Origin of the sequence: Streptomyces clavifer (genome assembly GCF_036345975.1) — a bacterium.
In the GTDB taxonomy this organism is placed as follows: Bacteria; Actinomycetota; Actinomycetes; order Streptomycetales; family Streptomycetaceae; genus Streptomyces; species Streptomyces clavifer.
On the sequence record NZ_CP107793.1, the window covers coordinates 1,278,788 to 1,301,706 of the forward strand.

The following is a 22,919-nucleotide window of genomic DNA, read 5'->3' on the forward strand; positions in this document are numbered from 1 at the left end:
GTCCCAGCTCAGAAGGTGTGCGACGTACGGTAGTTGGGAACAGCCGCAGGAGCAGACCGTGCGGGCGAGTGGGGGCGGCAGTGGCCAACGACGGATTCGATTTCTCTCCCGGAGCGCAGATCCCGCTGCAGGGTTCCGGCGGGCAGGCGGTGGCGACCAACGCCCTCGCCTCCGCCGCGTACCGTGACAGCGATGTGGCCGAGATCCTCAAGGCCAACAGCGAGTGGCACAAGTCCGAGGTGAAACCGGGCAGCTCCAAGCTCTTCAAGTCCGATTACTTCAAGCCGAATCTCGGCGAGGCGTTCTCCCGTGCCGTCCAGGAGCGCATGCTCGGCGGTGCCCGCGGCGCCCTCATCCAGTCCTTCGGCAGCGACCCGCAGACCGTCGTCGAGCACTGTCTGTCCGCGACCCGGCTGCGCAAGGCGCGGGACACCAGACTGACCATGGTCACCGCCGTCTTCGGTCTCGCCTTCCTGCCCGGACTCGTCCTCTGGGTCCTGGCCTTCCGGCTGCGCGACTCCCTCAACAAGTCCAAGGACAAGGCCTTCCAGGCCCTGGGCGGCGTCCTGCTCGTGGCCGTCGGCGGCGTCGCCGCCTTCTTCCTGATCACCATGCCCCTCACCGGGCTCCTGGCCCTCTACCTGCGCGCCATGGTCATCGCCCCGCTGATCGGCTGGGTGCTCGCCAAAAGGATCGCGGAGTCCTCCGCCAAGGACATGCGCGCCCGCTGGGAGGGGCTCCTCTCCGGCGCCGGCGTCAGTGCGAAGATCCCCGAGGCCGTGCCGAAGAACCCCAACGAGACCGCACGCGAGGCGCTGCGCCAGGGCCTGGAGAAGCTCTCCGCCGAACAGCAGTCGAACTCGGTCTTCTACGCGGGCGCCAAGGGCGTCCTCGGCATGGGCACCCGCTGGGGCAGCTGGCAGCTCGCCGAGGAGCTGGTGCCCAAGGACCCGACCAAGGAGATCCACCAGTTCCGCAGCTGGGACGTGGTGCGCGCCATCCACGACCAGCTGAAGATGCTGGAACGCGGCCCCCTGAACACCGGCGGCTTCCCCACCCCGTCCGTCAAGCACTGGATCGTCTCGCCCGTCGGGGAGAACGCGGACTCCGTCTCCCGCCCCTCGGGCGAGGACGTGGCCACCTTCCAGATCAAGCCCCACGAGATACAGCGCATCTGCAACCACCAGCAGTTCAGCAGCGGTGACCGGCACTACCTCGGGGTCCAGTTCACCCTCTGGGACGGCCAGCTGGTCATCACCATGCTGATCACCGTCACCGTGCTCCACGAGACCCTGCGCGTCGAGGTCACCGGACACGCGCTCGGCCCCGTCCACTCGCTCTTCCTGTCCAAGCCGGCCGCCGAGACGAGGACCGTCAAGAAGTCCGTCCGCTTCTGGGAGACCCGCACGATCACGCTCCCCCTCGTCAAGGCGAACGAGGTCGTCAGGCTGGCGCTGCGTGCGCCCCTCACCTGGTACCCGCCGCTGCTCGACTACTTCGGCGGCAAGATCGTCCTCCCCGAGCCCTTCGGGCTGCGCCACGCCTGGGCGGCCAAGCCCTGGGGCCACCGCTTCATGGCGGACGACGCCATGCGGGCGGCCACGCCCGTCCTGCGCGTCGTGCACTCCGCGGCGATGCGGGTCCTGGAGGACCACGGCGTCGACACCGAGCGCTTCAACAACCGCTCCATGGCCCTCAGCGGCATGGTCCAGGACGCCGCGCCGAAGAAGGCCGACGTCTACGACGCGTGAAACAGCGGGTGGGGCGCCCCGGCCGGGGCGCCCCACCCGCTGCGACGATCCGCTCAGACGGCGGGCAGCTCCGCCGGCCACGCGCCGGCCAGCATGGCCCGGGTGTCACCCAGCAGCTGCGGGAGCACCTTCGTGTGCCCGACCACCGGCATGAAGTTCGTGTCCCCGCCCCAGCGCGGCACCACGTGCTGGTGGAGGTGGGCGGCGATCCCGGCGCCCGCGTCGGCGCCCTGGTTCATCCCGATGTTGAAGCCGTGCGCCCCGGAGGCCGCCCGCAGTGCGACCATGGCCCGCTTCGTGAAATCGGCGAGCTCCGCCGTCTCCGGACCGTCCAGCTCCGTGTAGTCGGCGACGTGCCGGTAGGGCACCACCATGAGGTGCCCGCCGTTGTACGGATACAGGTTCAGCACCGCGTAGACCTTCTCGCCCCGGGCGACGACGAGCCCGTCCTCGTCCGACTTGGAGGGAATCACGCAGAACGGACAGCCGTCCCCGGACTCCGGGCCGCTCGGCTTGTTCTCACCCTGGATGTAGGCCATCCGGTGGGGCGTCCACAGACGCTGGAACGCGTCGGGCGTCCCCACTCCGATCTGCTGCTCCGGCTCACTCGTCATGCCCGTCAGCATATTGCTTCGTCCGGGCCGCGCGTGTCGCCGGGTCCTCACCCCGCGGCGCACCGCGATGCTGGCGCCATGAGCGACCGCCCCACGGATCCCGTCCCCCGCCGGCTCACGGAATGGGAGCAGCGCACGGAAGTACCGCTCTTCGCCGCGTCGCTCCTCTTCCTCCTCGGCTACGCGGTGCGCGTCCTCTCCCCCCACGGCTCCGAACCCTGGCGGGACATCGCGCTCGCCCTCGTCGCGGCCACCTGGTCCGCCTTCGTCGTGGACTACGGCGTACGGCTCCGGCTGAGCGGGCAGGGCCGGCGCTTCGCGCGCACCCACTGGCTGGACACGCTCGTCCTGCTGCTGCCGCTGCTGCGCCCGTTGCGCGTGGTCCGGGTCTACTCGGCGGTCCAGAAGCGCCGGGAGCAGCCGCGGCTGAGCCTGTACGCCCGCGTGATCGTGTACGCGGGCCTCACGTCCGTGCTCCTGGGCTTCTCCGCCGCACTCGCCGTGTACCAGCAGGAGCACGGGGCGCCGGGTGCCTCGATCCGCACGTTCGGCGACGCGGTGTGGTGGGCGTGCGCGACGCTGACGACGGTGGGGTACGGGGACGCCGTGCCGGTGACACCGGTGGGCCGGCTGATCGCGGCGCTGCTGATGGCCTGCGGCCTCGCGCTGCTGGGGGCGGTGACGGGCTCGTTCTCGTCGTGGCTGCTGCAGGTGTTCTCCCGGGAGGACGAGAAGGGGCCCCCGGCGAGCGGGTAGCTCACCGGGGGCCCTCTCGTGTCCGGGTCAGACCTGGACGCGGTCCTCGACGGCCTTCGCGATCTTGGCGATGGCCTCGTCGACCGGGATGCCGTTCTCCTGCGAACCGTCGCGGTAGCGGAAGGAGACGGCGCCGTTGGCCATGTCCTCGTCGCCGGCGATGATCATGAAGGGGACCTTCAGCTTCTGCTGGTTGCGGATCTTCTTCTGCATGCGGTCCGAGGAGGCGTCCACGTCGACCCGCAGCCCCTGCTTGCGCGCCTTGGCGGCGAACTCCTGCAGGTACGGGATGTGGCTGTCGCCGATCGGGATGCCGACCGCCTGGACCGGGGCCAGCCACACCGGGAACGCGCCCGCGTAGTGCTCCAGCAGCACAGCGAAGAAGCGCTCGATGGAACCGAACAGCGCACGGTGGATCATGACCGGGCGCTGCTTGGTGCCGTCCGGGCCGGTGTACTCCAGGTCGAAGCGCTCCGGGAGGTTGAAGTCGAGCTGCACGGTCGACATCTGCCAGGTCCGGCCGATGGCGTCCTTGCACTGGACCGAGATCTTCGGGCCGTAGAACGCGGCGCCGCCCGGGTCCGGGACCAGCGGCAGGTTCTGCTTCTCGGCGACCTGGCGCAGCGTCTCGGTGGCCTCTTCCCAGACCTCGTCCGAGCCGACGAACTTCTCCGGGTCCTTGGTGGACAGCTCCAGGTAGAAGTCGGTCAGACCGTAGTCGCGGAGCAGGTTCAGGACGAAGGTGAGCGTCCTGTCGAGCTCCTCGGCCATCTGCTCCTTGGTGCAGTAGATGTGCGCGTCGTCCTGCGTGAAGCCGCGCGAGCGGGTCAGCCCGTGGACGACACCCGACTTCTCGTACCGGTAGACCGTCCCGAACTCGAAGAGTCGCAGCGGCAGTTCACGGTACGAGCGGCCGCGCGCGTCGAAGATCAGGTTGTGCATCGGGCAGTTCATCGGCTTGAGGTAGTAGTCCACCCCGTCGTCGAGCTGCATGGGCGGGTACATGCCGTCGGCGTACCAGTCCAGGTGGCCGGACTTCTCGAACAGCTTGCCCTTGGTGGCGTGGGGGCTGTAGACGAACTCGTAGCCCTCCTCCTCGTGGCGGCGCCGCGAGTAGTCCTCCATGGCCCGGCGGATGACGCCGCCCTTGGGGTGGAAGACGGCGAGGCCGGGGCCGATCTCGTCGGGGAAGGAGAAGAGGTCCAGCTCGTTGCCGAGCTTGCGGTGGTCGCGCTTGGCGGCCTCCTCCAGGAACTCCAGGTGCGCCTTGAGCTCGTCCTTGGTCGGCCACGCGGTGCCGTAGATGCGCTGGAGCATCGGGTTCTTCTCGCTGCCCCGCCAGTACGCGGCCGCGTTCCGCATCAGCTTGAACGCGGGGATGAACCGGGTGGTGGGCAGGTGCGGGCCCCGGCAGAGGTCCTTCCAGCACAGGTCGCCGGTCTTGGCGTCCAGGTTGTCGTAGATGGTCAGCTCGCCGCCGCCCACCTCGACGTCGGCGCCGTCGTCCGAGGAGGCCGAGCCCTTGATGCCGATCAGCTCGAGCTTGTACGGCTCGTCGGCGAGCTCCTCGCGGGCGGCCTCGTCGGTGACGACCCGGCGCGAGAACCGCTGCCCGCGCTTCTGGATCTCCTGCATCTTCTTCTCGATGGCCTTGAGGTCCTCGGGCGTGAACGGCTTCTCGACGTCGAAGTCGTAGTAGAAGCCGTCCTTGACCGGCGGGCCGATGCCCAGCTTGGCCTCGGGGTGCAGCTCCTGCACGGCCTGGGCCATCACATGCGCGGTGGAGTGCCGCAGGATGTTCAGGCCGTCCTCGGAGGAGATCTCGACGGGCTCGACGACCTCGCCGTCCTTGAGCTCGTACGCGAGGTCGCGCAGCTCACCCTCGATACGTGCGGCGACGACGGTGCGCTGCCCGGGGAAGAGCTCGCCGGCCGTCGTACCCGTCGTCACCACGTGCTCTTCCCGCTCGGAATCGCGTTGGATGATCACACGGACGTCTGACACCGGTCTCTCCTGACTGAGGGGGTGCGTCGCTTTCCTTCTGCGCGCGCAGGGGGAATCGTACCGAGCCGGAGCCCCCGGACGCGAAAGGGATACCGCGGGGCTACCCCTCGTCCCCCGTGCAGGCCTCCTCGAAGAAGTCGACGTTCTCCTGGAGTGACTTCATCAGCCGGTCCCGCTCCGCCTCGTCGACCTGGACGGGAGCCACCTGGGAGGCGCCGGTGAGCCGCCGGAAGCCGCCCCGGCTCTCCAGCCGGCCCTCCACCCGCAGCGGCAGTCCGACGAGGTGGGCGTGGCCCGCGATCCGGTACGCCTCCTCGTCGAGCTCGATCCGCACGTGCGCGACCTCGGCGCCCGCCAGCACCCGCAGCCGCACGACGCCGGGGCCGCGTGGCCCGGAGCGGCGCAGCCGTACGACGGCTCCGGTGATCCGCACCCGGACGGAGGGCTCGTCCCGGAGGTAGCGCGCCCCTGCCAGACGCAGGGCGGGCAGGTCGCCCGGGGAGAATTCGACGGGCTCGGGCCGCGCGGGGCAGCCTGCGGGGGTTCCCGCGGCGGGTGCCCAGTCCAGGCTGATCCCGGCACCCTCGGATCCCCGGACCAGGTCGGTCAGCGCCTTGGTCAGCTCACGGCTGACCCCGGCCGCGACGGCACTGTCGAACGCCTCCATGCCCCCGGTGGCGCGCTGGTAGTCGACGGCCTCCCGGGTGGCGTGCAATGCCTGGTGGAGCCGCACGGCGACGGCCCGCCCGGAGGCGACGGGGACGAACACCGTGAGCCGGCTGCCGACCGGCGCGGGACCGACGAGTATGCCGTCCAGAGCCGCCCGCGCCTTCACCCGGTGGCGCGCACCGTGGTGGCCGGCGAGGCCGCGTGCGGCGAGTGCTCCGGCGAGCAGGATCTTCCGGGCCGCCGTCCGCAGTTGTTCGGTCTCCGTCCAGCCGGCGGCGCCGGCCGTCCCCTCGGGCACGTCGCGCCACCAGCGGATCTCGTCGCTGGGAACGGCGAGGGAGACGAGGATCTCGCGGGCGGACGGGGCGGCGCAGTGCACGAGTGCGCTGAGCGCCTCGGCCAGCAGGTCCTCGCTGTCCGGGTAGGAGGCGGTGTCGGGCACGAGCAGGCTGGGGCCCGCCGCGGCGGGTCCGGGCGGGGTCCAGCGGCTGTAGTGCCCGGCGACCGCCCCGCGGCGGCGCCAGCCGTGCCGGCCCAGGAGGGAGCCGAGGACGGCGGGGTCGACGAGGGCGGGGTCGGGCCCCTGGCGCGGGTCCGGGTCCTCGACACAGGGGTGTGCGCGCGTGCCGGCAGGTGCCGCCCGGTCGGCGGGCTCGTCCATCGGTCGGTGCATCAGGGTCTCCCTCCCGCCCCGACCCGGGCCATGATCTCGCAGAGTGCTCGGTCGTCGAAGATCCGCGAGGTCGGGATCCGGACAGTGGTCCTGTGCCGTCCCGTCACCGCGTGGCCGGCCAGGTTGGTCCAGTAGCAGCAGTGCCTCAGGTCGAGCCGCTCGTGTCCGGCCCGCAGCCAGTCCTCTTGGCTGCGGGGCACGAGCATCACGACCAGGATCTTGTGCACCGAGACGGGCGTCCGCGCGAGCTTCACCAGATGGGCGTTGTCGAGGGTGAAGGAGAACGCCTCGCCCGGTGGGTGCGGCGGGATCTGGTAGGTGCACTTGAGCTGCACCTTGATGGTCACTTCGTCGTCGACGGTGTGCTCGGGGGCGCTGTGGCTGACGTGCCAGTCGATGCCGTTGTCGGGAAAGGGCTGCGAGAGGGAGCATCCCGCCGCGGCGGCCACCGCGTGCAGGTAGCCCACCTGGAGGGTCTCCATGCACGCGGTGGTGGCGAGGGTGCCGCGCGACGGTGGTGCGATCCGCTGGGGTGGCGGTCCTCCCCCGTGGTTTCCGGTGCGGGCGGGACCCCCTGGATTCGGCTGCGCGAGCGCCATGGCTCCGTGTGCCTTCCGGGCTGTGCCGACCGGTTGCCCGGTCTCCGCTGACGGGACGGCCAACTTCCTTACCCGTCATCTGTGTTGTCACCGCAGGAGGGCGGCCGCAAACGGCGTATCAGGCAAAGGGCGCGGGTATCACCGGATCGGGCAGAGGAATCCCGCCATCTGCCAAGCAGGTGCGAGGAGTTCGGGGATGATGCACTGGTTCGAAGGGCCGCTGGCGGCTTTTGACACAGAGACGACGGGCGTGGACGTCGAGGAGGACCGGATCGTTTCGGCTGCCCTCGTCGTCCAGGACACCGCGGGCGGACGGCTCCGCGTCACCCGCTGGCTCGTCAATCCGGGGATCCCGGTGCCCGTCGGGGCGACCGAGATCCACGGTCTGACCGATGACCATCTGCAGCGCAACGGCCGGTGGCCCGCGCCGGTGGTCGAGGAGATAGCCCGGGCGCTGGCCGAGCAGTGCGCGACGGGGCGGCCGCTCGTCGTGATGAACGCACCGTTCGACCTGACGCTGCTCGACCGGGAGCTGAAGCGTCACCGGGCGTCGTCGCTGGCCGGCTATCTGGGGAACGCACCGCTGTGCGTGCTGGATCCGCGGGTCCTGGACAAGCATCTGGACCGCTACCGCAAGGGCCGTCGCACGCTGACGGATCTGTGCGCGCTGTACGAGGTGGTGCTGGACGGGGCGCACGACGCGGCGGCCGACGCGGCGGCCTCGCTGGAGCTGGTGCGCGCGGTGGGGCGGCGGTTCTCCGCCCGGCTGGAGCGGCTGAGTCCGGCGGAGCTGCATTCCCTGCAGGCGGTGTGGCACGCGGCGCAGGCACGCGGGCTGCAGGCGTGGTTCGAGAAGAGCGGTGCGCCGGAGGCGGTGGACCCGGCGTGGCCCATGCGTCCGGGGCTGCCCGCGGCGGCCTGATCCGGGTGCGGGTACGCGAGAGCCGGTCCGTCGGTGGTGCTGACGGACCGGCTCTTCCCGGGTGGGCGATACTGGTTTCGAACCAGTGACCTCTTCGGTGTGAACGAAGCGCTCTCCCACTGAGCTAATCGCCCGGGAACGGGTTGAACCATACAGGGCCCCGAGGGGTACGTTCAAACCGCTTCGCGGAGTGAAGGTCCCGGGCGCTCGTGAAGCGGTGGTGGTCCCGGTCCGAGGGTCCGGTCCGCGCGAGCGGGACCTACTCAGGGACGGAACTGAGTATCCGAGCGCATGTACGAGGCTGTGGCCGCCGCCACACTCCCGTACATGGAACATGTGCCGCCGCCCGCCGAGGAACTGGCGCTCCTCGACCGAGAACTGGTCCGGCTGGACGCCCACAGGCTGCAGCTGCTGAACCGCCGCGCCTGGCTGCTGAGCGTGCTGCGGCCACCGGTCGCGCCGCCGTACGGGGCACCTCCCGCGGGGCCCCCCGCCGGGCCGTTCGCCTGGGGGCCGCCGAGCGGTGCGGCGCCGGCGGGCCGTGCGGCCCCGGCGGCCGCTTCGTCGGGTGTGCAGAACGTGCTGCTGGTCCTCGGTGGGCTGCTGCTGACGATCGCGGCGATCGCCTTCACCCTGTTCAGCTGGGGCGAGATGGGCATCGCGGGCCGTTCGGCGGCGCTGGCGGCGGTCACGGCGGGCGCCCTCGTGGCACCCGCGACGCTGCTGCGCCGGGGGCTGACCTCGACGGCCGAGGCGCTGGCCGCGCTGGCATCGGTACTGATGGTGCTCGACGCGTACGCGCTGCACGCGGTGGCGGCGCCGGACACGGACGGGCCGGCGTTCTCGGCTGTCGCGTCCGCCGTCCTGGCCTCGGTGTGGACGGCGTACGGACTGTGGCTCGGGCGGCTGCGGCTGCCGCTGCCCGCGGCCGTGGTGGCGGGTCAGCTGCCGCTCCTGCTGTGGGCGTGGGCCGCGGGCGCGCCCGCGGTGGTCTTCGGATGGGCGCTGCTGGTGACGGCTGCGGCGGATGTGGCGGTGGCGCTGCGGGGCCGTGGGCTCGCGGTGCGGGTCACGGCGGCTGTCGGGGCGTCGGCGACCGGGCTGGTCGCGCTGCTCATCGGTCTGGGTCTGTCCGTGTCGGCCGGTGCTCCGCCGGCAGCGGTGGGTCCCGGGGCCCTGCTGCTGGCGGGTGCGGGGCTGGCCGTGGCCGGGGCTTGGCGCGCGCCGCAGGGGTGGGCCGTGGCCGCGGGTGTGGTGGCGGGCCTGGCCTCGGTGGCCGCGGTGGGCGGTGTGCTGCGTACGGGGCTGCCGTGGGACTGGGCGGTCCTCGTACATCTGCTGTGCGGTCTCGCGTTGCTGCTGGTACTGCGGCTCCGGATCCCGCGACCGGTGGGCCGGGGTGTGGTGGCGGCGTCCGCCGCGGTCACGGCGGTTGCGCTGCTGTGGGCGTTGCCGGTGGTCGCCGCGGTGCTGCTGGGGCCGGTGTCGGTGGGGGCGGACGTGTGGTCCGGGGCACCGGAGGGGTTCCGGGAGGCGCTCGGGCTGTCGACGGCGTGGCCGGCGTCGGCCGCGTCCCCGGTGGTGCTCGTGGTGGTGGCGGCCGTGCTGACGGCGCTGCACTCCGGGTGGAGGCGGATGCCTTGGACGTTCGTGTCGCCCGGTCCGGGGTGGCGGATCGCCGCGGGGGCGGGCGCACCGGTTCTGGCCTGGGGTGCGGTGCTGGCCCTGCTCGCGGTGTCGGACGTGCCGTACGCGGTGGCGGTGGGCGTGGAACTGCTGCTGGTGGCGGGGCTCCTGGAGCTCGCCGTGCGGCGGGCGCCCGGCGGCGCGTCCCTGACCGCTCTGGTCTGCGGGCTCGTGGGCGCGGTGGGTGCGGGGCTGCTCGCGTCGGCCGCCGAGCCGGCCACGTACGTGGTGTTCGGGGGGCTGCTGGTGCTGTTCGCGGGTGCGGCGGCACGGTCGGGGGCCGGCGTGGTGCGGTCGGTGCCGGCCGTCGGCTCGGTGCTGTGCGCGATCGTGGTGGCTTCGGCGGCGGGGGCTTCGCTGGGATGGACCGCGCCGCAGGCGGCTCCGGTGGTGCTGGTCGTTCCGGCGGTGACGGTGCTGCTCGGGGCCCGGCTGCGGGGGGCGGCGGTGGCGGCACCTCTGGAGGCCGCCGGGGCGTTCGGTGCGCTGGTGGCGGTGGGGCTCGCGGTGACGGAGGCGCCGTTCCTCGCGCTGGTGCTGGGGTTGTGCGGGGTCCTGGCCGCGGCGACCGCGGTACGGCCCGAGCGCCGGCCGGCTGCGGGGTATCTGGCGGCGGTGCTGTTCGTGCTGGCGGCGTGGGTGCGGATGGTGGCTTCGGGGGTGTCGGATCCGGAGGCGTACACCCTGCCGGTGTCGGTGGCCGCCTTCGCGGTCGGGTGGCTGCGCCGTCGCAGGGACCCCGCCGCCTCCTCCTGGGTGACGTACGGTCCGGCCCTGTCGATCACGATGGTGCCCAGCCTCGTGGTGGCGTGGGCCGACCCCGGCTGGCTGCGGCCCCTGCTGCTCGGTGCGGCGGCGCTGGTGGTCACACTGGTGGGGGCCCGCCGGCGGCTCCAGGCCCCGCTGGTGCTGGGCGGTTCGGTCCTGGCGCTGGACGGGCTGCACGAGCTGGCGCCGCACGTGGTCCAGGTGTTCGACACGCTTCCGCGGTGGGTGTTCCCGGCGCTCGCCGGGCTGCTGCTGCTCGCGGTCGGTGCGACGTACGAGCAGCGGCTGCGCGACGCGCGCCGGGTGCGGGAGAGCCTGGGCCGGATGCGTTAGGGCATCCTGTCGCCGACGAGCGCGAGGTTCTGGATCGCCGCGAGTCCGTACAGGGCGGTGGAGTTGGTGCTCACCCAGGCCGCTTCACCGCCCTCGACGGGCCCGGTCGGTCCCTCGATCCTCTTGGTGCTCCAGTCGGTGCTCTCCTTGTAGTCCCAGGCGTCGGTGCTGCTGTAGAACTGCTTCCAGGCCCGGGTGGCGAGGGTGACGTCGCCGGTCTGGGCGGCGGCGTAGGCGTCCTGCCGCGAGTGGCCCTGGAACAGCAGGAGGCTGCCGAAGTTGCTGCCGTAGCGTGCGGCCTGCTCGGCCTTGGTGGCGTTGAAGTAGCGGCAGTAGTCGATCCAGGCGGCCTTGAACGCCGGCATGTCGATCATGTCGATGAGTTCGGCGTTGAGTTCGACGAGGCCGAACATGGCCGACAGGTGCGAGACGCCGACCTCGGCCTTCTCCGCGATGGCGAACCTGCCGGTGTCGAGGTCGTAGAGGCCGGTGCCCTGGACGAAGCCGTTGGGCTGCGCGGCGATGGTCTCCATGGTGGACAGCACCCGGTCCCTGGCCTTCTCCCACTTGGGTCCGCGGCGCTCCCACTCGGTGAGCCAGGCGGAGACGAGGCCGCTCCAGTCCGTGCCGAAGCCGATGGACAGGGCGTGGCGGTCGGGGGTGTACGGCTCGGTCCGGATCTTGCGGATGGGGTCGAGGGCCAGGAAGGTCTCGTCGGAGTCGACGTTGGCGTGCATGAGGTCGCCGACGCGCTCGTCCGCGGTGAGGAAGTAGAACATCCGGCGGTAGGTGGTGTTGGCGATGCGCTGCTGCTTGGCGCTGTCGGCGTAGTGCTGGACTCCGTGGCGGGTGCCGAGTCCGGCCCATTCGCCGAGGTGGTAGACGTCCACCTCACCGGTGTGCCGGGTCATGGCCTCGGCGAAGCGGTAGATGTCGGCGCGTCCGGAGCGCATGTACGCGTACCAGAGCCAGAGGTCGGGCGAGAGCTCGGAGTTGTCCCAGGCGTACCCCCCGACGTCGTAGCACCACTGGTGACGGGTGGGGTCGTAGGTGTGCATGATGTCGCCGTAGTCCCAGAAGCCGTACCACCGGCGCATCTCCACCTGGTCCTTGTAGTAGGTGAAGAGGAAGTCCAGGTGGTCCTCGATCTTCGACTTGGCGGCGGTGGACCGGTCGGGTTCGGCGAAGAGCCCGCCGAAGACCTTGGCCTCGACGAGCTGCCTGGGCGGGGCTGCGAGCTGGGGCGGCGTGCGGACGGCGTCGACCTGCTGGGCGAGCACGTCGGGGGCGGGGGTGGATTCGTTGGCCCAGAAGAGCAGTTCGCTCGTCCTGGCGATGCCGTACGGGGTGCCGAAGCCGGGTTCGTAGTCCTCGTAGGTGATGTTGAGGCCTTCGAGCTGGTCGGCGTGGGTGTCCTGGTCCATGCCGTCGTGGTAGAAGCGCAGGTCCATGGGTCGGGCTTCGGGTGACCAGAGCCAGAGGGTGACCTCCGCGCTGTCGGTGTGGGCGTCGCGGATGTCGAGCTGGGCGGGGTGCTTCTCCCAGAAGTCGCGGAGCCCGAAGGAGAATCCGCCGGTCGGCCCGCCGACATATCCGAAGCCGGAGGCCCGCCTGCCGCCTCCGGCGGGGATCCAGCCGTGGCCCTTCTTCGTGCGCTTGCGCAGTCCGAAGCCGTCGGCGGACAGCTGCGAGAGGGTGTAGTCGCCCCATTCGGGGATGTACTTCAGTCGGGTGGTGACCCGCTGGTCCCAGGTGCCGGGGTCGGGGAGCTTCTGTCCGGCGAACTGGGCCTCGCGGACGGCGGCGCCGGGGTCGCGGCGCAGTCCCGTGATTCCCTTCACGGCTTCGCGCAGGAGCCCCGTGCCGTCGCCGCCGATGCGGATGTGGCGGTCGTACGCGGCGTCGCGCATCGGGACGGTGAAGCGGACTCCGAGGCCGCGGATGAAGTCGCCGCTCGGCTTGCCGGGTTCCTGGGTGCCGTCGTAGGTGATGGTGTGCACCATGCGGAAGGAGTCGGCGCCCGCGTAGAAGTAGAAGCGTACGGAGAAGGGCATCCAGGAGCGGGAGCCCTTGCGGTGCTTGCCGTCGATACGGACGACGGCGCGGACCGGGCCGTCCTGTTCGATCGCGGCCTCGTCGATGACGCTCTCGAAGCGCTCGTACTTCTCGTTGCCCTGGTCGCCGTCCTCGATCTCGTTCTGGCGCAGCAGGACGAGCCGGCCGTTGCCGGCGATCTCGGTGGAGCCCCGCGTGACGGTCTTGACGAGGGCGGAGCCGTTCGTGCCGAGCCTGACGGTGATCACCCCGGTGGAGACGGTGATGGTGCCGCCCGAACGGGTGGCGCCGACCTTGTTCCGCGGGGCGGCGGGGGTACCGGCGGTGAGCGCGAACTTCTCGGCGGTGACCTCGGGGCCGACCGCGTGGGCGGTCCACTTGAGCGAACCGTCCGGCCAGTAGCCGATGGGCCAGGTCTGCACGGGGACGTCCCTGCCGTCCTCGGTGGCCAGGGCGAAGGTCTGGTTGTCCGTGTACTGCCCCTTGGGCCAGGGCACGCCGAGGGTCGATCCGGGGGCGGCGCCGAGGCCGGCGGACTCCAGCCAGGTGAGGGGGACGGGCTCGGCGGTGCTGTCCGCGCTCTGGGCGGCCGTCGCGGTGGCGGAGCCGAGGGACCAGCTGAGCTGGGCCGCCGCTCCGGCCGCCGCTGCGGCCTTCAGGAGCGTTCTGCGGGGCATTTCGGACATGGTTGTACCTCTCTCCGTGCACATCGGGGACATCGAGGAGGTGGTGCGAGGGGTCAGCGGGCGAGCCGCCGTGCCTCCACGGCGGTGGCGGCGGCTGCGACGGCCCCCACGACGGGTACGGCCAGGGGCAGCACCAGGGCCCCGGAGAGCACGACGACGGCCATCCCGCAGACCAGCAGGAGCGAGCCGGCCGGGTCGCGGACCGTGTGCCGGCCGGCGTCGGCCAGGAGCGGGCGCCAGGCGGCGCCGGGCTCCCAGCACGCGGCGGCGCGGACCACGGCGACCAGGTATCCGATCAGGGCGAGGATGCCGATGGCCCCCACGAACGGGCCGCCGGGCAGCCCGGCCCGTACCGCTGCCAGGTCCAGCCACAGCAGGGCTCCGGCGGCCCCTACGGAGACGCCGACGAGCCAGCCGCCGCGGGCCGCGGCGAGGGCGTCGGCGGCGAACTCCCGCAGGCCGCCGCGCTCGCCGGCCAGATGGCGGCGCAGGTGCCGGGTACCCGCGGCGAAGGCCGCGGGGAACGTGAGGAGCGGCAGCGCCGCGACGGCGATCCACACGCCGGTGAGCAGGCATTCGGAGAACAGGCCGAAGCGGTCCATGACGTGCGAACGCCGGTTCGCGGTGCGGGTCTTCGTCGTCACGGCGCGCCTCAGCCCTTCAGGCCGGAGGTGGCCATGCCGTCGATCAGGTAGCGCTGGAAGGCCAGGAAGAAGGCCAGCACCGGCAGGAGGGCCACCAGCGACATGGCGATCATGCCGCCGTAGTCGGCGACGGCGTCCTGGTCGATGAACATCTTGAGGCCCATCGACACGGTGTACTTGTCGGGCTCGTTCAGGTAGAGCAGCGGGCCCATGAAGTCGTTCCAGGCGTTGATGAAGGTGAAGATGGCGCTGGTGATGAGCGCGGGCCGGCAGAGCGGCATGACGATCGACCAGTAGATCCTCAGGTGCCCGCAGCCGTCGAGCCGTGCCGCCTCGTCGAGCTCCTTGGGCAGGCCGCGCATGAACTGCACCATCAGGAAGACGAAGAAGGCGTCCGTGGCGAGGTACTTGCCGATCAGCAGCGGGGTGAAGGTGTTGATCAGCTCCAGCTTCTGGAACAGCACGTACTGCGGGATGATCAGCACGTGGTATGGCAGGAGCAGGGTGCCGATCATGATGGTGAACATGGCGTTGCGGCCGGCGAAGCGGACCTTGGCGAAGGCGTAGGCCGTCAGCGAGCAGGACAGCACCACCCCGATCACCGAACCGACGGCGATGTACGTCGAGTTCAGGAAGAAGGTCGAGATCGGGATGTCGGCGATGCCCTCGGTGAGGCGGGTGTAGTTGTCGGTCACCGGGTCGGCCGGGAACAGGTCCAGGGCGCCGATGATGTCGGCGCTCGGCTTGAACGAGGCGCCGAGCGTCCACACCACGGGGTAGAGGACCACGGCTAGGAGCACCAGGGCTCCGAGGTGCCAGGCGAGCGCGCCGGGGCCCCGGCGTCGTACAGCAGCTGCCAGGAGACTCATCGGCCGCCCTCCTCGTAGTGCACCCAGCGCTTCTGGGACCAGAACAGCACGGCGGTGACCAGGCCCACAGCGACGAGCAGCAGCCATCCCATGGCGGAGGCGAAGCCCATGCGGCTGTTCACGAAGCCCTGGTCGTACAGGTAACAGGTGTAGACGAGCGTCGCGTCGGCCGGTCCGCAGGAGCCGTTGCTGACGATGTAGGCCGAGCCGAAGATCTGGAAGGAGTGAATGGTCTCCAGCAGGACGTTGAAGAACAGCACGGGCGAGATCATCGGAAGGGTGATGTGGAAGAACCTGCGCCAGCGGCCGGCTCCGTCCACCTCGGCCGCCTCGTACAGCTCCCTCGGGACCTGCTTGAGGCCGGCCAGGAAGATGACCATCGGGGCGCCGAACTGCCAGACGGTGAGGGCGACCAGCGCGTAGATGATCATCTCGGGGTCGCCGATCCAGCCGCCGGTCTCGACGCCGAACAGTTTCTGCGTACGGTCGACGACCGCGTCGTCCGAGAACAGCGCGCGCCAGACGATGGCGGCGGAGACGCTCGCGCCGATCAGCGACGGGGCGTAGAAGGCCGCCCGGTAGAAGGACTGGCCCCACCGCTTCTGTGCGAGCAGCATGGCGACGGCGAGAGCCGCGGCCAGTTTGACCGGGGTGCCGATCAGGACGTACCAGGAGGTGACCTCGACGGACTGGCGCCACCGGGGGTCGGCGAACATGTCGGTGAAGTTCTGCAGGCCGACCCAGCGGGGCGCGTCGAACAGGTTGTACTCGGTGAACGAGAGGTACAGCGAGAACACCATGGGTCCGGCGATCAGGAACAGGAAGCCCGCGATCCAGGGCGACATGAACAGGTAGCCGGCCAGGTTGTCACTGCGGCCGGGCCGCTTCGGCCCGACGGGTGACGCGCCGTCTCCGGGACCGTTCCGCCGCCCGGCGGAACGGTCGCTCCCGGAGGCGCGGGCGCCCGGGGAGGTCTGGATGTGAGTCACCGCGTTCCCCTCAGTTCGAGCCGAGGGCGGTCTTCGCCTCGGAGAAGAACTGCTTCACGGAGTCCTTCGGCGAGGCCTTGCCCAGGGACAGGTCACCGGCGATGCGCAGGAAGGCCGCCTCGATCACGTCCGCACCGGCGGGGTGCGGGGTGATGGGCTCCAGGACACCCGCTTCGGCGATCGCGGTCTCGTACGCCTCGATGGCCTTGCTGGGCGCGTCGGTGGGCCGGTACGCCTCGAACTGGGCTGTGGTGGCGGGCACTCCGCGGTCGTAGCCCATGATGCGGGCGACTTCGGGCTCGTGCGTCATGAAGCCGATGAAGGTCGCGACCTCGGCGGGGTGCTTGGTGCGGGCGGAGCCGCTGAGCATCAGGGACCCGAGGTACTGGCCGGTGCGCTTTCCGTCGGTGCTGGGGATGGGGGCGAGCCCGTAGCGGCTCTTGCCCTCCGCGCTGTAGCGGATGGAGAAGTTGTCCCAGGTGAACTCCCCGGAGGCCATTCCCCGGGCGAGTGCGGAGGCGGGCTTGATCTGTTCGACCTTCTTGGGATCGGCGTAGATGCCGGACTTCACCCGGGCGAGGGCCTCGGTCCAGTACGGCAGCAGCTCGGCCTCGCCGAAGCCCATGCCGTCCTCGGTGAAGAAGGCCTTGCCGTTCTGGCGGAGGATCAGGTCGTACAGGTACATCACACCGTGCGGCCCGACATCACCGGCGACCTTCTGGCCGTCCCGGATCTTCTCCATGCCCGCGTACCACTCGTCCCAGGTCCAGCCGGTCTCCGGGGTGATCCCCGCCTTCTCGTAGACCGCCTGGTCGATGACCAGGGCCATCGAGTTGCTGCCGACCGGCACGCCGAGCAGCTTGCCGTCGATGTCCGCGAACTTCTCCAGACCGGCACGGAAGCCGTCGAGGCTGAGGTTGCCCTTCTCCACCTGGGGGCTGAGGTCGAGGAGCACGTTCTTCGCCTCGTACTTGCGCAGGAACGTCACGGCGTTCTGGATGACGTCGGGCGGGTTGCCGCCGGCGGCCTGCGTGTTGAACTTCTTCCAGAAGTCCGGGTACTGCTGGAAGTCCGTCTTGACCTTGATCTTCGGGTGCTTCTTCTCGAAGAGGGTGACGCACTGCTGGATCTTCTTCGCCCGGTCGTCGGCTCCCCACCAGGAGTGCCTGATCGTGACGGGACCTCCGGAACCGCTGCCGCCGGAGCCGCAGCCGGCCGCGGTCAGCCCGAGACCGGCCGCCGAGAAGCCTGCCAGCTTCAGCATCTGCCGCCGGTCGATGCCGTTGTTCCGAGACATAGCTCGCCCCCACCATTCGCGATTGAATCGTTTTAGAAAGCGCTTGCTGGGTCAAAGTAAGGAGCGGCACCGGGCGCGTCAACGGTTAGGACGAAATTTCGGTGGCCTGACGACGGGCCGAACACTCGGCGCGGGCAGCGGCTCGGGGCGCACATGGAAACGCCGATGGCCCGGAAGCTTCTGAGAAGCTTCCGGGCCATCGGTCCGGGGTGGGCGATACTGGGTTCGAACCAGTGACCTCTTCGGTGTGAACGAAGCGCTCTCCCACTGAGCTAATCGCCCCGGCGCACCGCAAACATTACCCCATGTCAGCGGTGCGTCCGGACCACTGGCGGGTCAGCGCCGGGTCACTGCTCGATCTTCCAGGGCATCGCGATGCCGAACTTCCAGACGTAGATCCCGACCAGCACCGCGATGATCACGAGCCCCAGCGTGGTGAGGATGATGTTGCGTCGCCGGACCTTGGGATCGAGGGCCCTCTGGGCGGCCTCGGTGACCTTGCGCCTGGTCCAGCGCAGGACGAGCTGCGCCCAGACGAACTCCGTCGCCCAGATCGCCATGCCGCCGAAGATCACCAGCCACCCGGGACCGGGCAGCGGCAGCATCACGATGCCCGCCCCGACCACGGCGAGGCCAACGATGAAGATCCCGACCTGCCAGCTCAGATGGAGAACCCGGGACGCCCGGATGAACCCGGGCGCCCGAGACCCCAGCTCGCGCTCGGCCTTCGACCCGTCCCCCGCAGCGGAGACAGGGGCCACCGTCGCGGCGACCCCTTTCCGCTCGTCACTCTCCGCGTTCATGAAGCCAACCTACCCGAACCTCGATCGTCACCGGAATGGACGCATGACCCAAAGTTACACACCCCCGCACGGGCGACCCGAAGCATCACAAATAGGTCAGAGGGGTTTACAACGCCACCGTAGGTGGCATGTCGATTTCGCCGACGTGCGAATCCCCGAGCGCACACTGAGCGAAAGGCCCTGGCGCTTATGAACACCACGGTCAGCTGCGAGCTGCACCTGCGCCTCGTTGTGTCGAGCGAGTCCTCACTGCCTGTACCCGCGGGCCTGCGGTATGCCACGGCCGATCCCTATGCCGTGCACGCCACCTTCCACACCGGAGCGGAGGAGACGGTCGAGTGGGTTTTCGCCCGTGACCTCCTTGCCGAGGGGCTGCACCGGCCCACCGGCACCGGAGACGTCCGCGTCTGGCCATCCCGTAGTCACGGCCAGGGCGTCGTCTGTATCGCACTGAGCTCCCCGGAGGGCGAAGCCCTGCTGGAAGCCCCGGCCAGGGCCCTGGAGTCGTTCCTGAAGAGGACCGACGCCGCGGTCCCGCCCGGCACCGAGCACCGTCACTTCGACCTCGATACGGAGCTCTCGCACATCCTGGCCGAGAGCTGAGCCAGGCCCGGAGCTGCGGGACGCCGTCCGACTCGGGGAGACGGCGTCACGCGGACAACCTCATACGGCAGGAACCGGCGCCGTCGCCGCGGAACCCACCGCGGCGACGGCGTCGGCGCGCGCACCGGCGGCGGGCCGAGGCCGCGCGTCCCGCCCGCCTGCCACCTGCGACCTGCGACCTGCGAGCCGACACCCTCGCGGCTCCGGCCCCATGGCCTCGCGGCCCTGGTGGGGCGCCTCCCCCACCGCCGACGCCACGGCCCCTCCACGACGTGGCGCCCGCGTCGGCCGCCTCGCGCTGCGGAGCCCGGCGGTGGCCGGCAACGGCTCGGCACCGCGGGCCCCGGCGGGCGGCGACAGGTGCCGTGCCCGGCGGCGGCCGGGTGCCGCAGCTACCGGCGGAACACGGATGCATGCGTCACATACACCTCATCCGCATCACGGACACCGGGTATGGCTGCCGGAGCAGCCGCTGAAGCCACCAGGCGGCCGCCTCGCGCTCGCCCGGCGGACCCCCTCGGCGAAGTGCCACCCCCTCCGCCGTGAGCCCGCACCGGGCCCTGAGCGCGTTCGCGAGCCAGTAGAGTCAGCCCGCATCGGTGGACACCCGTCCGCCGGAGGCCAGGGAGCGAAGCGTGCTGATCCCACACGACACCCGGATCGCCCTCGACACGGTGGTCGATCTGGTGAACACCGCACCGGAGAGCGAGCCGGGTGACGGGCTCGCCGACACAGGGGCGCTCTACGCCTTCGCGGAACGCCACCTCATCAGCGGCGTCGGTGTGCTCGGAGAGAAGGACCTGCGCGCCGTACAGGACGTACGGAGCCGGTTCGCGGAGATATTCGCGGCGCCCGACGCCCGCACCGCCGCCGACCTCGTCAACGGACTGGTGGCCGCCGCGGGCACCACCCCGCAGCTCACCAACCATGACGGCTACGACTGGCACGTCCACTACTTCGCACCGGACGCCTCGATCGCGGACCACCTCGCGGCCGACTGCGGCATGGCCCTGGCCTTCATCGTCGTGGCCGGCGAGCAGGAACGGCTGCGGCGGTGCGAGGCGCCGGACTGCCGGCGCGCCTTCGTGGACCTGTCGCGCAACCGCTCCCGCCGCTACTGCTCGAGCCGCACCTGCGGGAACCGGCTGCACGTCGCCGCGTACCGGGCCCGGCGCAAGGAGGCGGCCGGCTGACGGTCCGCGCGCACGGGTACGCGGGAAGCCGCCGGCCTGCCTTGCACCCGCACGGATCGACGAGGGTCCGGCGGGGATCGGTACAGGTACCCGCGGGGACGGCGGCCGACGGCCCGGCGGGCCCGCGGACGACTCGGGCCGGGTGCGCGGGCGGTGCCCCGGACCACCGGACACGGTGCCCGGTCACAGCAGGAACAGATCATGCAGCGCGGCCATCAGCAGCAGACCGCCGACCACCGTCAGGAAGATCATCAGGGGTGGCTGGGACAGCGCGAAGAGGCAGCCACGCGGCTCTTCGGCAGGGGATACGGGGGCTTCGCCCCGGGATACGTCCACCATCTCGTAGTGATCATGACGCAGAGGCAACCCGGTTGGCGATCAACAGCGCTTTTCACCTGGTGAGTTCACCCCTTGCGGGCTGTTCGGATTCGCTCCGGCGTCCGGTTCTGCCACACGTATTCGCCTCGGGACCCCACCGGCCGCCCCACGGCCCGCCGGTCAGCGAGGGGCGGCGCTGGACGCGCGCACGACGAGCTCCGGCTGGAGCACCACGCTGCGGTGCCGGTGGCTGCCGCCCTCGTCGTCCGCCTCCTCCAGGAGGAGTTCCGCCGCCATCTTTCCCATCACCACGGCGGGCTGCCGCACGGAGGTGAGCGGCACGGCCGCGGCGGCGGCGAACTCGATGTCGTCGTAGCCGACGATCGCGACGTCCTGCGGCACCCGCACCCCTGCCGCGTACAGCGACTGCAGGACACCGAGCGCCAGCAGGTCGTTCGCGCAGAAGACGGCGGTCGGCCGCGGCACGAGGCCGAGCAGGCGGGCGCCCGCGTCCCGTCCCGCGGCCACGTCCAGGCGGTCGGAGGGGATCTCGACGAGGCTCTCGGGGCCGAGCCCGGCCTCGGCGAGTGCTGCGAGCGCCCCCTGCCTGCGGTCCCTGATCTGGTGCAGGTCACCGGGGCCGCTCACGTAGGCGACCGAGCGGTGGCCCGCCGAGACGAGGTGTCCGACCGCGAGCATCCCGCCGCGCACGTCGTCCACGGAGACGGCGCAGGTATCGGTGCCCGACGCGACCCGGTCCACCAGCACGTAGGGGATGCGGTGGCGGGCGAAGGCCTCGAGGTTGCCCCCCGTGGCATCGGCGGGGGTGACCAGCACGCCGCACACCCGCTGTTCGGCGAAGAGCCCGAGGTACTCGGCCTCCTCCTCCTGGCTCTGGCCGCTGTTGCAGACCATGACGCCGAGTCCGGCCTCCCGGGCCGCGCGCTCGGCACCGCGGGCGATGTCGACGAAGAAGGGGTTGCCCATGTCGAGGACGAGCAGCGCCATGATCCGGCTGCGGCCCGCCCTGAGCTGCCTGGCCGACTCGCTCCGTACGTAGCCGAGCTCCTCGATCGCGGCCAGCACCCGGGCACGGGTGTCCGGAAGCACCGCCTCGGGGCGGTTGATCACGTTGGAGACCGTGCCCACCGAGACTCCGGCCTGCCGGGCCACGTCCTTGATCCCTGCCACACGCGCCACTTGCCCTGCCCCACTGATGCACTCGGCCGCCGCGCGTCGGCACGGCGTGTCCCTGTCGTACGGACGGAGTCGTGCAGAACGGAGCCGTACGGACGTCCGGCGAGGGTCCGTCGCGTGCCGTCTTCCAGGCTCCACGCCCTGGGATTGAATTGTTTCAATCCGTCCGGGACGCTAACCGCATCCCCGGGACACCGTCAAGATCGAGGGGATGCACCCCGAATATACCGACGCGGGACGCCGAGGCGCGGAGCGCGGGTGTGCGGGGCAGGCCCCGGAGCGGCATGAATCGATTCATGAGGCCGTCACCACTCCTCGCCACGGACACGGGAGGAATCAGATGCCGTGCTTCTTCAGAATGGCCTCGATGTCGCTGAAGTCGTCGCCGGGAGCCGGCTGCCGCTTCTTCTCGGACCCGCCCCGCGTCTGCGGAGACGATCCGGCGGCACCGGACACCGCCGGGGGCGCCGATGCGGCGGGGGCGACCGCGGCATCCCGCGACGCGGCCCGCGCGGCCCGCCGTTCCTTGCGGGTCCCGCCACCGCGGCGCTCCACCGCCCGCGTGGTCATGAAGAGCAGCCAGGCCGACGCGAGCAGGGCGAACCCGATCCAGACGCTCGGCTCGAACACGATGCCGGACAGCCAGTCGACGACACCGGTCATCACGAGTCCGACCGGCACGAGCGAGTAGGCGGCGATCCGGGTGGCCGCCAGGAAACGCCTGCGGTACGCGGTGATCGCCGCGATACCCAAGCCGGCGGCCGACACCGCGGAACAGATGGTCTCGGCGAGCATCGGGGCCTCCTGCGGTCGGGACTGTCCCCTCCATCCTGCACCGACCACCGCCGCGGAGGCCACGGTCCGGGGCCGCATCAGGGACATTTCAGGGCCGCGCTCCTCCCCAGGTGCCGATTGGGACGCGCCGTTCCGGCCTGAAAGACTGATTCCATGAGCGAATCCACCTCCGCAGCACCGGTCGTCCTCGACATCTGGTGCGAGCTCGAATGCCCCGACTGCCATCAGGCCCTCTCCGACGTCCATGCCCTGCGCGCCCGCTACGGCGACCGGCTGGAGGTCCGGTTGCGCCACTTCCCGCTGGAGAAGCACAAGCACGCGTACGCCGCGGCGCAGGCCGCCGAGGAGGCCGTGGAGCAGGGCAAGGGGTGGCCGTACATCGAGGCCGTACTGGCCCGCACCGCCGAGCTCGCCCGCACCGGCGAGCCCCTCCTGCTCGATGTTGCACGCGAACTGGGCCTGGACGCAGAGGAGTTCGACACGGCACTGATCGACGGCCGGCACCTGCTGATCGTCGACGCGGACCAGGCCGAGGGCAAGGCGATCGGCGTCACCGGCACTCCGACGTACGTGATCGGTGACGAACGGCTGGACGGCGGGAAGAGCCAGGAAGGGCTGCGCGAGCGGATCGAGGAGATCGCCGACCGGCTGCTCGCCGGCCGGGACTGACCTCCGGAGGCGGCCGGTGCGGTACG

The 22,919-nt window shown here is 71.0% G+C and carries 20 protein-coding genes and 2 tRNA genes; 7 read left to right on the plus strand and 15 right to left on the minus strand.

The features are described 5' to 3' along the window. The first annotated feature begins 80 nt into the window (after window positions 1-80). Window positions 81-1,751 carry a hypothetical protein gene (locus tag OG927_RS05210; RefSeq protein ID WP_056786905.1) on the plus strand — a complete coding sequence of 557 codons (1,671 nt, stop codon included), beginning with the start codon at window positions 81-83 and terminating at the stop codon, window positions 1,749-1,751. Between the two features lie 53 nt (window positions 1,752-1,804). On the opposite strand, the gene OG927_RS05215 is transcribed toward OG927_RS05210, so the two are convergent. Next, window positions 1,805-2,377, minus strand: coding sequence for an HIT family protein (locus OG927_RS05215; RefSeq protein ID WP_056786900.1), 573 nt, complete (start codon window positions 2,375-2,377; stop codon window positions 1,805-1,807). 66 nt (window positions 2,378-2,443) lie between these two features. Here OG927_RS05215 and OG927_RS05220 point away from each other — a divergent pair, with 66 nt between their 5' ends. Further along, window positions 2,444-3,121: a potassium channel family protein gene (locus OG927_RS05220; protein ID WP_319100145.1), complete on the plus strand. Its 678-nt coding sequence runs from the start codon at window positions 2,444-2,446 to the stop codon at window positions 3,119-3,121. Window positions 3,122-3,148: 27 nt separating this feature from the next. Here the strand turns inward: OG927_RS05220 and thrS are convergent, their stop codons facing one another. From thrS to OG927_RS05235, 3 genes are all read right to left on the minus strand, one after another. Further along, the gene (gene thrS / locus OG927_RS05225; protein ID WP_124282920.1) at window positions 3,149-5,125 is read right to left on the minus strand and encodes a threonine--tRNA ligase; all 1,977 of its coding nucleotides are present in this window, start codon (window positions 5,123-5,125) and stop codon (window positions 3,149-3,151) included. Window positions 5,126-5,225: 100 nt separating this feature from the next. Next, window positions 5,226-6,467, minus strand: a complete 1,242-nt coding sequence (locus OG927_RS05230) for a hypothetical protein (protein WP_330319779.1) — start codon at window positions 6,465-6,467, stop codon at window positions 5,226-5,228. Beyond that, window positions 6,467-7,066 carry a DUF4365 domain-containing protein gene (locus OG927_RS05235; RefSeq protein WP_319100149.1) on the minus strand — a complete coding sequence of 200 codons (600 nt, stop codon included), beginning with the start codon at window positions 7,064-7,066 and terminating at the stop codon, window positions 6,467-6,469. The genes OG927_RS05230 and OG927_RS05235 overlap by 1 nt, the downstream gene beginning before the upstream one ends. A gap of 196 nt (window positions 7,067-7,262) precedes the next feature. Between OG927_RS05235 and OG927_RS05240 the strand changes: the two genes are divergently transcribed. Next, window positions 7,263-7,988, plus strand: coding sequence for a 3'-5' exonuclease (locus OG927_RS05240; protein ID WP_124282918.1), 726 nt, complete (start codon window positions 7,263-7,265; stop codon window positions 7,986-7,988). A gap of 62 nt (window positions 7,989-8,050) precedes the next feature. On the opposite strand, the gene OG927_RS05245 is transcribed toward OG927_RS05240, so the two are convergent. After that, window positions 8,051-8,122 (minus strand) — tRNA-Val (locus OG927_RS05245). 193 nt (window positions 8,123-8,315) lie between these two features. Between OG927_RS05245 and OG927_RS05250 the strand changes: the two genes are divergently transcribed. Beyond that, entirely contained in the window at window positions 8,316-10,775 is a 2,460-nt protein-coding gene (locus tag OG927_RS05250; protein ID WP_330319780.1) for an SCO7613 C-terminal domain-containing membrane protein, read from the plus strand. Here OG927_RS05250 and OG927_RS05255 read toward each other — a convergent pair. The 7 genes from OG927_RS05255 to OG927_RS05285 form a co-directional block, all read right to left on the minus strand. Beyond that, window positions 10,772-13,516, minus strand: coding sequence for an exo-rhamnogalacturonan lyase family protein (locus OG927_RS05255; protein ID WP_056786868.1), 2,745 nt, complete (start codon window positions 13,514-13,516; stop codon window positions 10,772-10,774). The genes OG927_RS05250 and OG927_RS05255 overlap by 4 nt on opposite strands. A 53-nt stretch (window positions 13,517-13,569) precedes the next feature. Next, the gene (locus OG927_RS05260) at window positions 13,570-14,118 is read right to left on the minus strand and encodes a hypothetical protein (RefSeq protein WP_056787535.1); all 549 of its coding nucleotides are present in this window, start codon (window positions 14,116-14,118) and stop codon (window positions 13,570-13,572) included. A 50-nt stretch (window positions 14,119-14,168) separates the two neighbouring features. Beyond that, entirely contained in the window at window positions 14,169-15,029 is an 861-nt protein-coding gene (locus OG927_RS05265; protein ID WP_056786862.1) for a carbohydrate ABC transporter permease, read from the minus strand. Beyond that, the gene (locus OG927_RS05270; RefSeq protein ID WP_330319781.1) at window positions 15,026-16,018 is read right to left on the minus strand and encodes a carbohydrate ABC transporter permease; all 993 of its coding nucleotides are present in this window, start codon (window positions 16,016-16,018) and stop codon (window positions 15,026-15,028) included. The genes OG927_RS05265 and OG927_RS05270 overlap by 4 nt, the downstream gene beginning before the upstream one ends. Before the next feature lie 10 nt (window positions 16,019-16,028). Continuing rightward, on the minus strand, window positions 16,029-17,315 hold the full coding sequence (locus OG927_RS05275; RefSeq protein ID WP_056786854.1) for an ABC transporter substrate-binding protein: 1,287 nt from the start codon (window positions 17,313-17,315) through the stop codon (window positions 16,029-16,031). A 210-nt stretch (window positions 17,316-17,525) separates the two neighbouring features. Beyond that, a tRNA-Val gene (locus OG927_RS05280) sits at window positions 17,526-17,597 on the minus strand. A gap of 65 nt (window positions 17,598-17,662) precedes the next feature. Then, window positions 17,663-18,118, minus strand: a complete 456-nt coding sequence (locus OG927_RS05285; RefSeq protein ID WP_056786851.1) for a TIGR02611 family protein — start codon at window positions 18,116-18,118, stop codon at window positions 17,663-17,665. Window positions 18,119-18,307: 189 nt separating this feature from the next. Between OG927_RS05285 and OG927_RS05290 the strand changes: the two genes are divergently transcribed. Together OG927_RS05290 and OG927_RS05295 are read left to right on the plus strand one after the other, a co-directional pair. Continuing rightward, complete coding sequence (locus OG927_RS05290; RefSeq protein WP_030589699.1) at window positions 18,308-18,721, plus strand: SsgA family sporulation/cell division regulator; 414 nt, start codon at window positions 18,308-18,310, stop codon at window positions 18,719-18,721. Between the two features lie 635 nt (window positions 18,722-19,356). Beyond that, a complete protein-coding gene (locus OG927_RS05295; RefSeq protein ID WP_056786848.1) occupies window positions 19,357-19,914 on the plus strand; it encodes a CGNR zinc finger domain-containing protein in 558 nt (185 codons plus the stop codon). 183 nt (window positions 19,915-20,097) lie between these two features. On the opposite strand, the gene OG927_RS05300 is transcribed toward OG927_RS05295, so the two are convergent. The 3 genes from OG927_RS05300 to OG927_RS05310 form a co-directional block, all read right to left on the minus strand. Continuing rightward, complete coding sequence (locus tag OG927_RS05300) at window positions 20,098-20,253, minus strand: hypothetical protein (RefSeq protein ID WP_164494215.1); 156 nt, start codon at window positions 20,251-20,253, stop codon at window positions 20,098-20,100. A 159-nt stretch (window positions 20,254-20,412) separates the two neighbouring features. Next, the gene (locus tag OG927_RS05305; protein WP_056786844.1) at window positions 20,413-21,432 is read right to left on the minus strand and encodes a LacI family DNA-binding transcriptional regulator; all 1,020 of its coding nucleotides are present in this window, start codon (window positions 21,430-21,432) and stop codon (window positions 20,413-20,415) included. 333 nt (window positions 21,433-21,765) lie between these two features. Beyond that, window positions 21,766-22,224, minus strand: a complete 459-nt coding sequence (locus tag OG927_RS05310; protein WP_209470879.1) for a hypothetical protein — start codon at window positions 22,222-22,224, stop codon at window positions 21,766-21,768. 153 nt (window positions 22,225-22,377) lie between these two features. Here OG927_RS05310 and OG927_RS05315 point away from each other — a divergent pair, with 153 nt between their 5' ends. Continuing rightward, complete coding sequence (locus OG927_RS05315; RefSeq protein WP_056786841.1) at window positions 22,378-22,893, plus strand: DsbA family protein; 516 nt, start codon at window positions 22,378-22,380, stop codon at window positions 22,891-22,893. The last annotated feature ends 26 nt before the right edge of the window (window positions 22,894-22,919 follow it).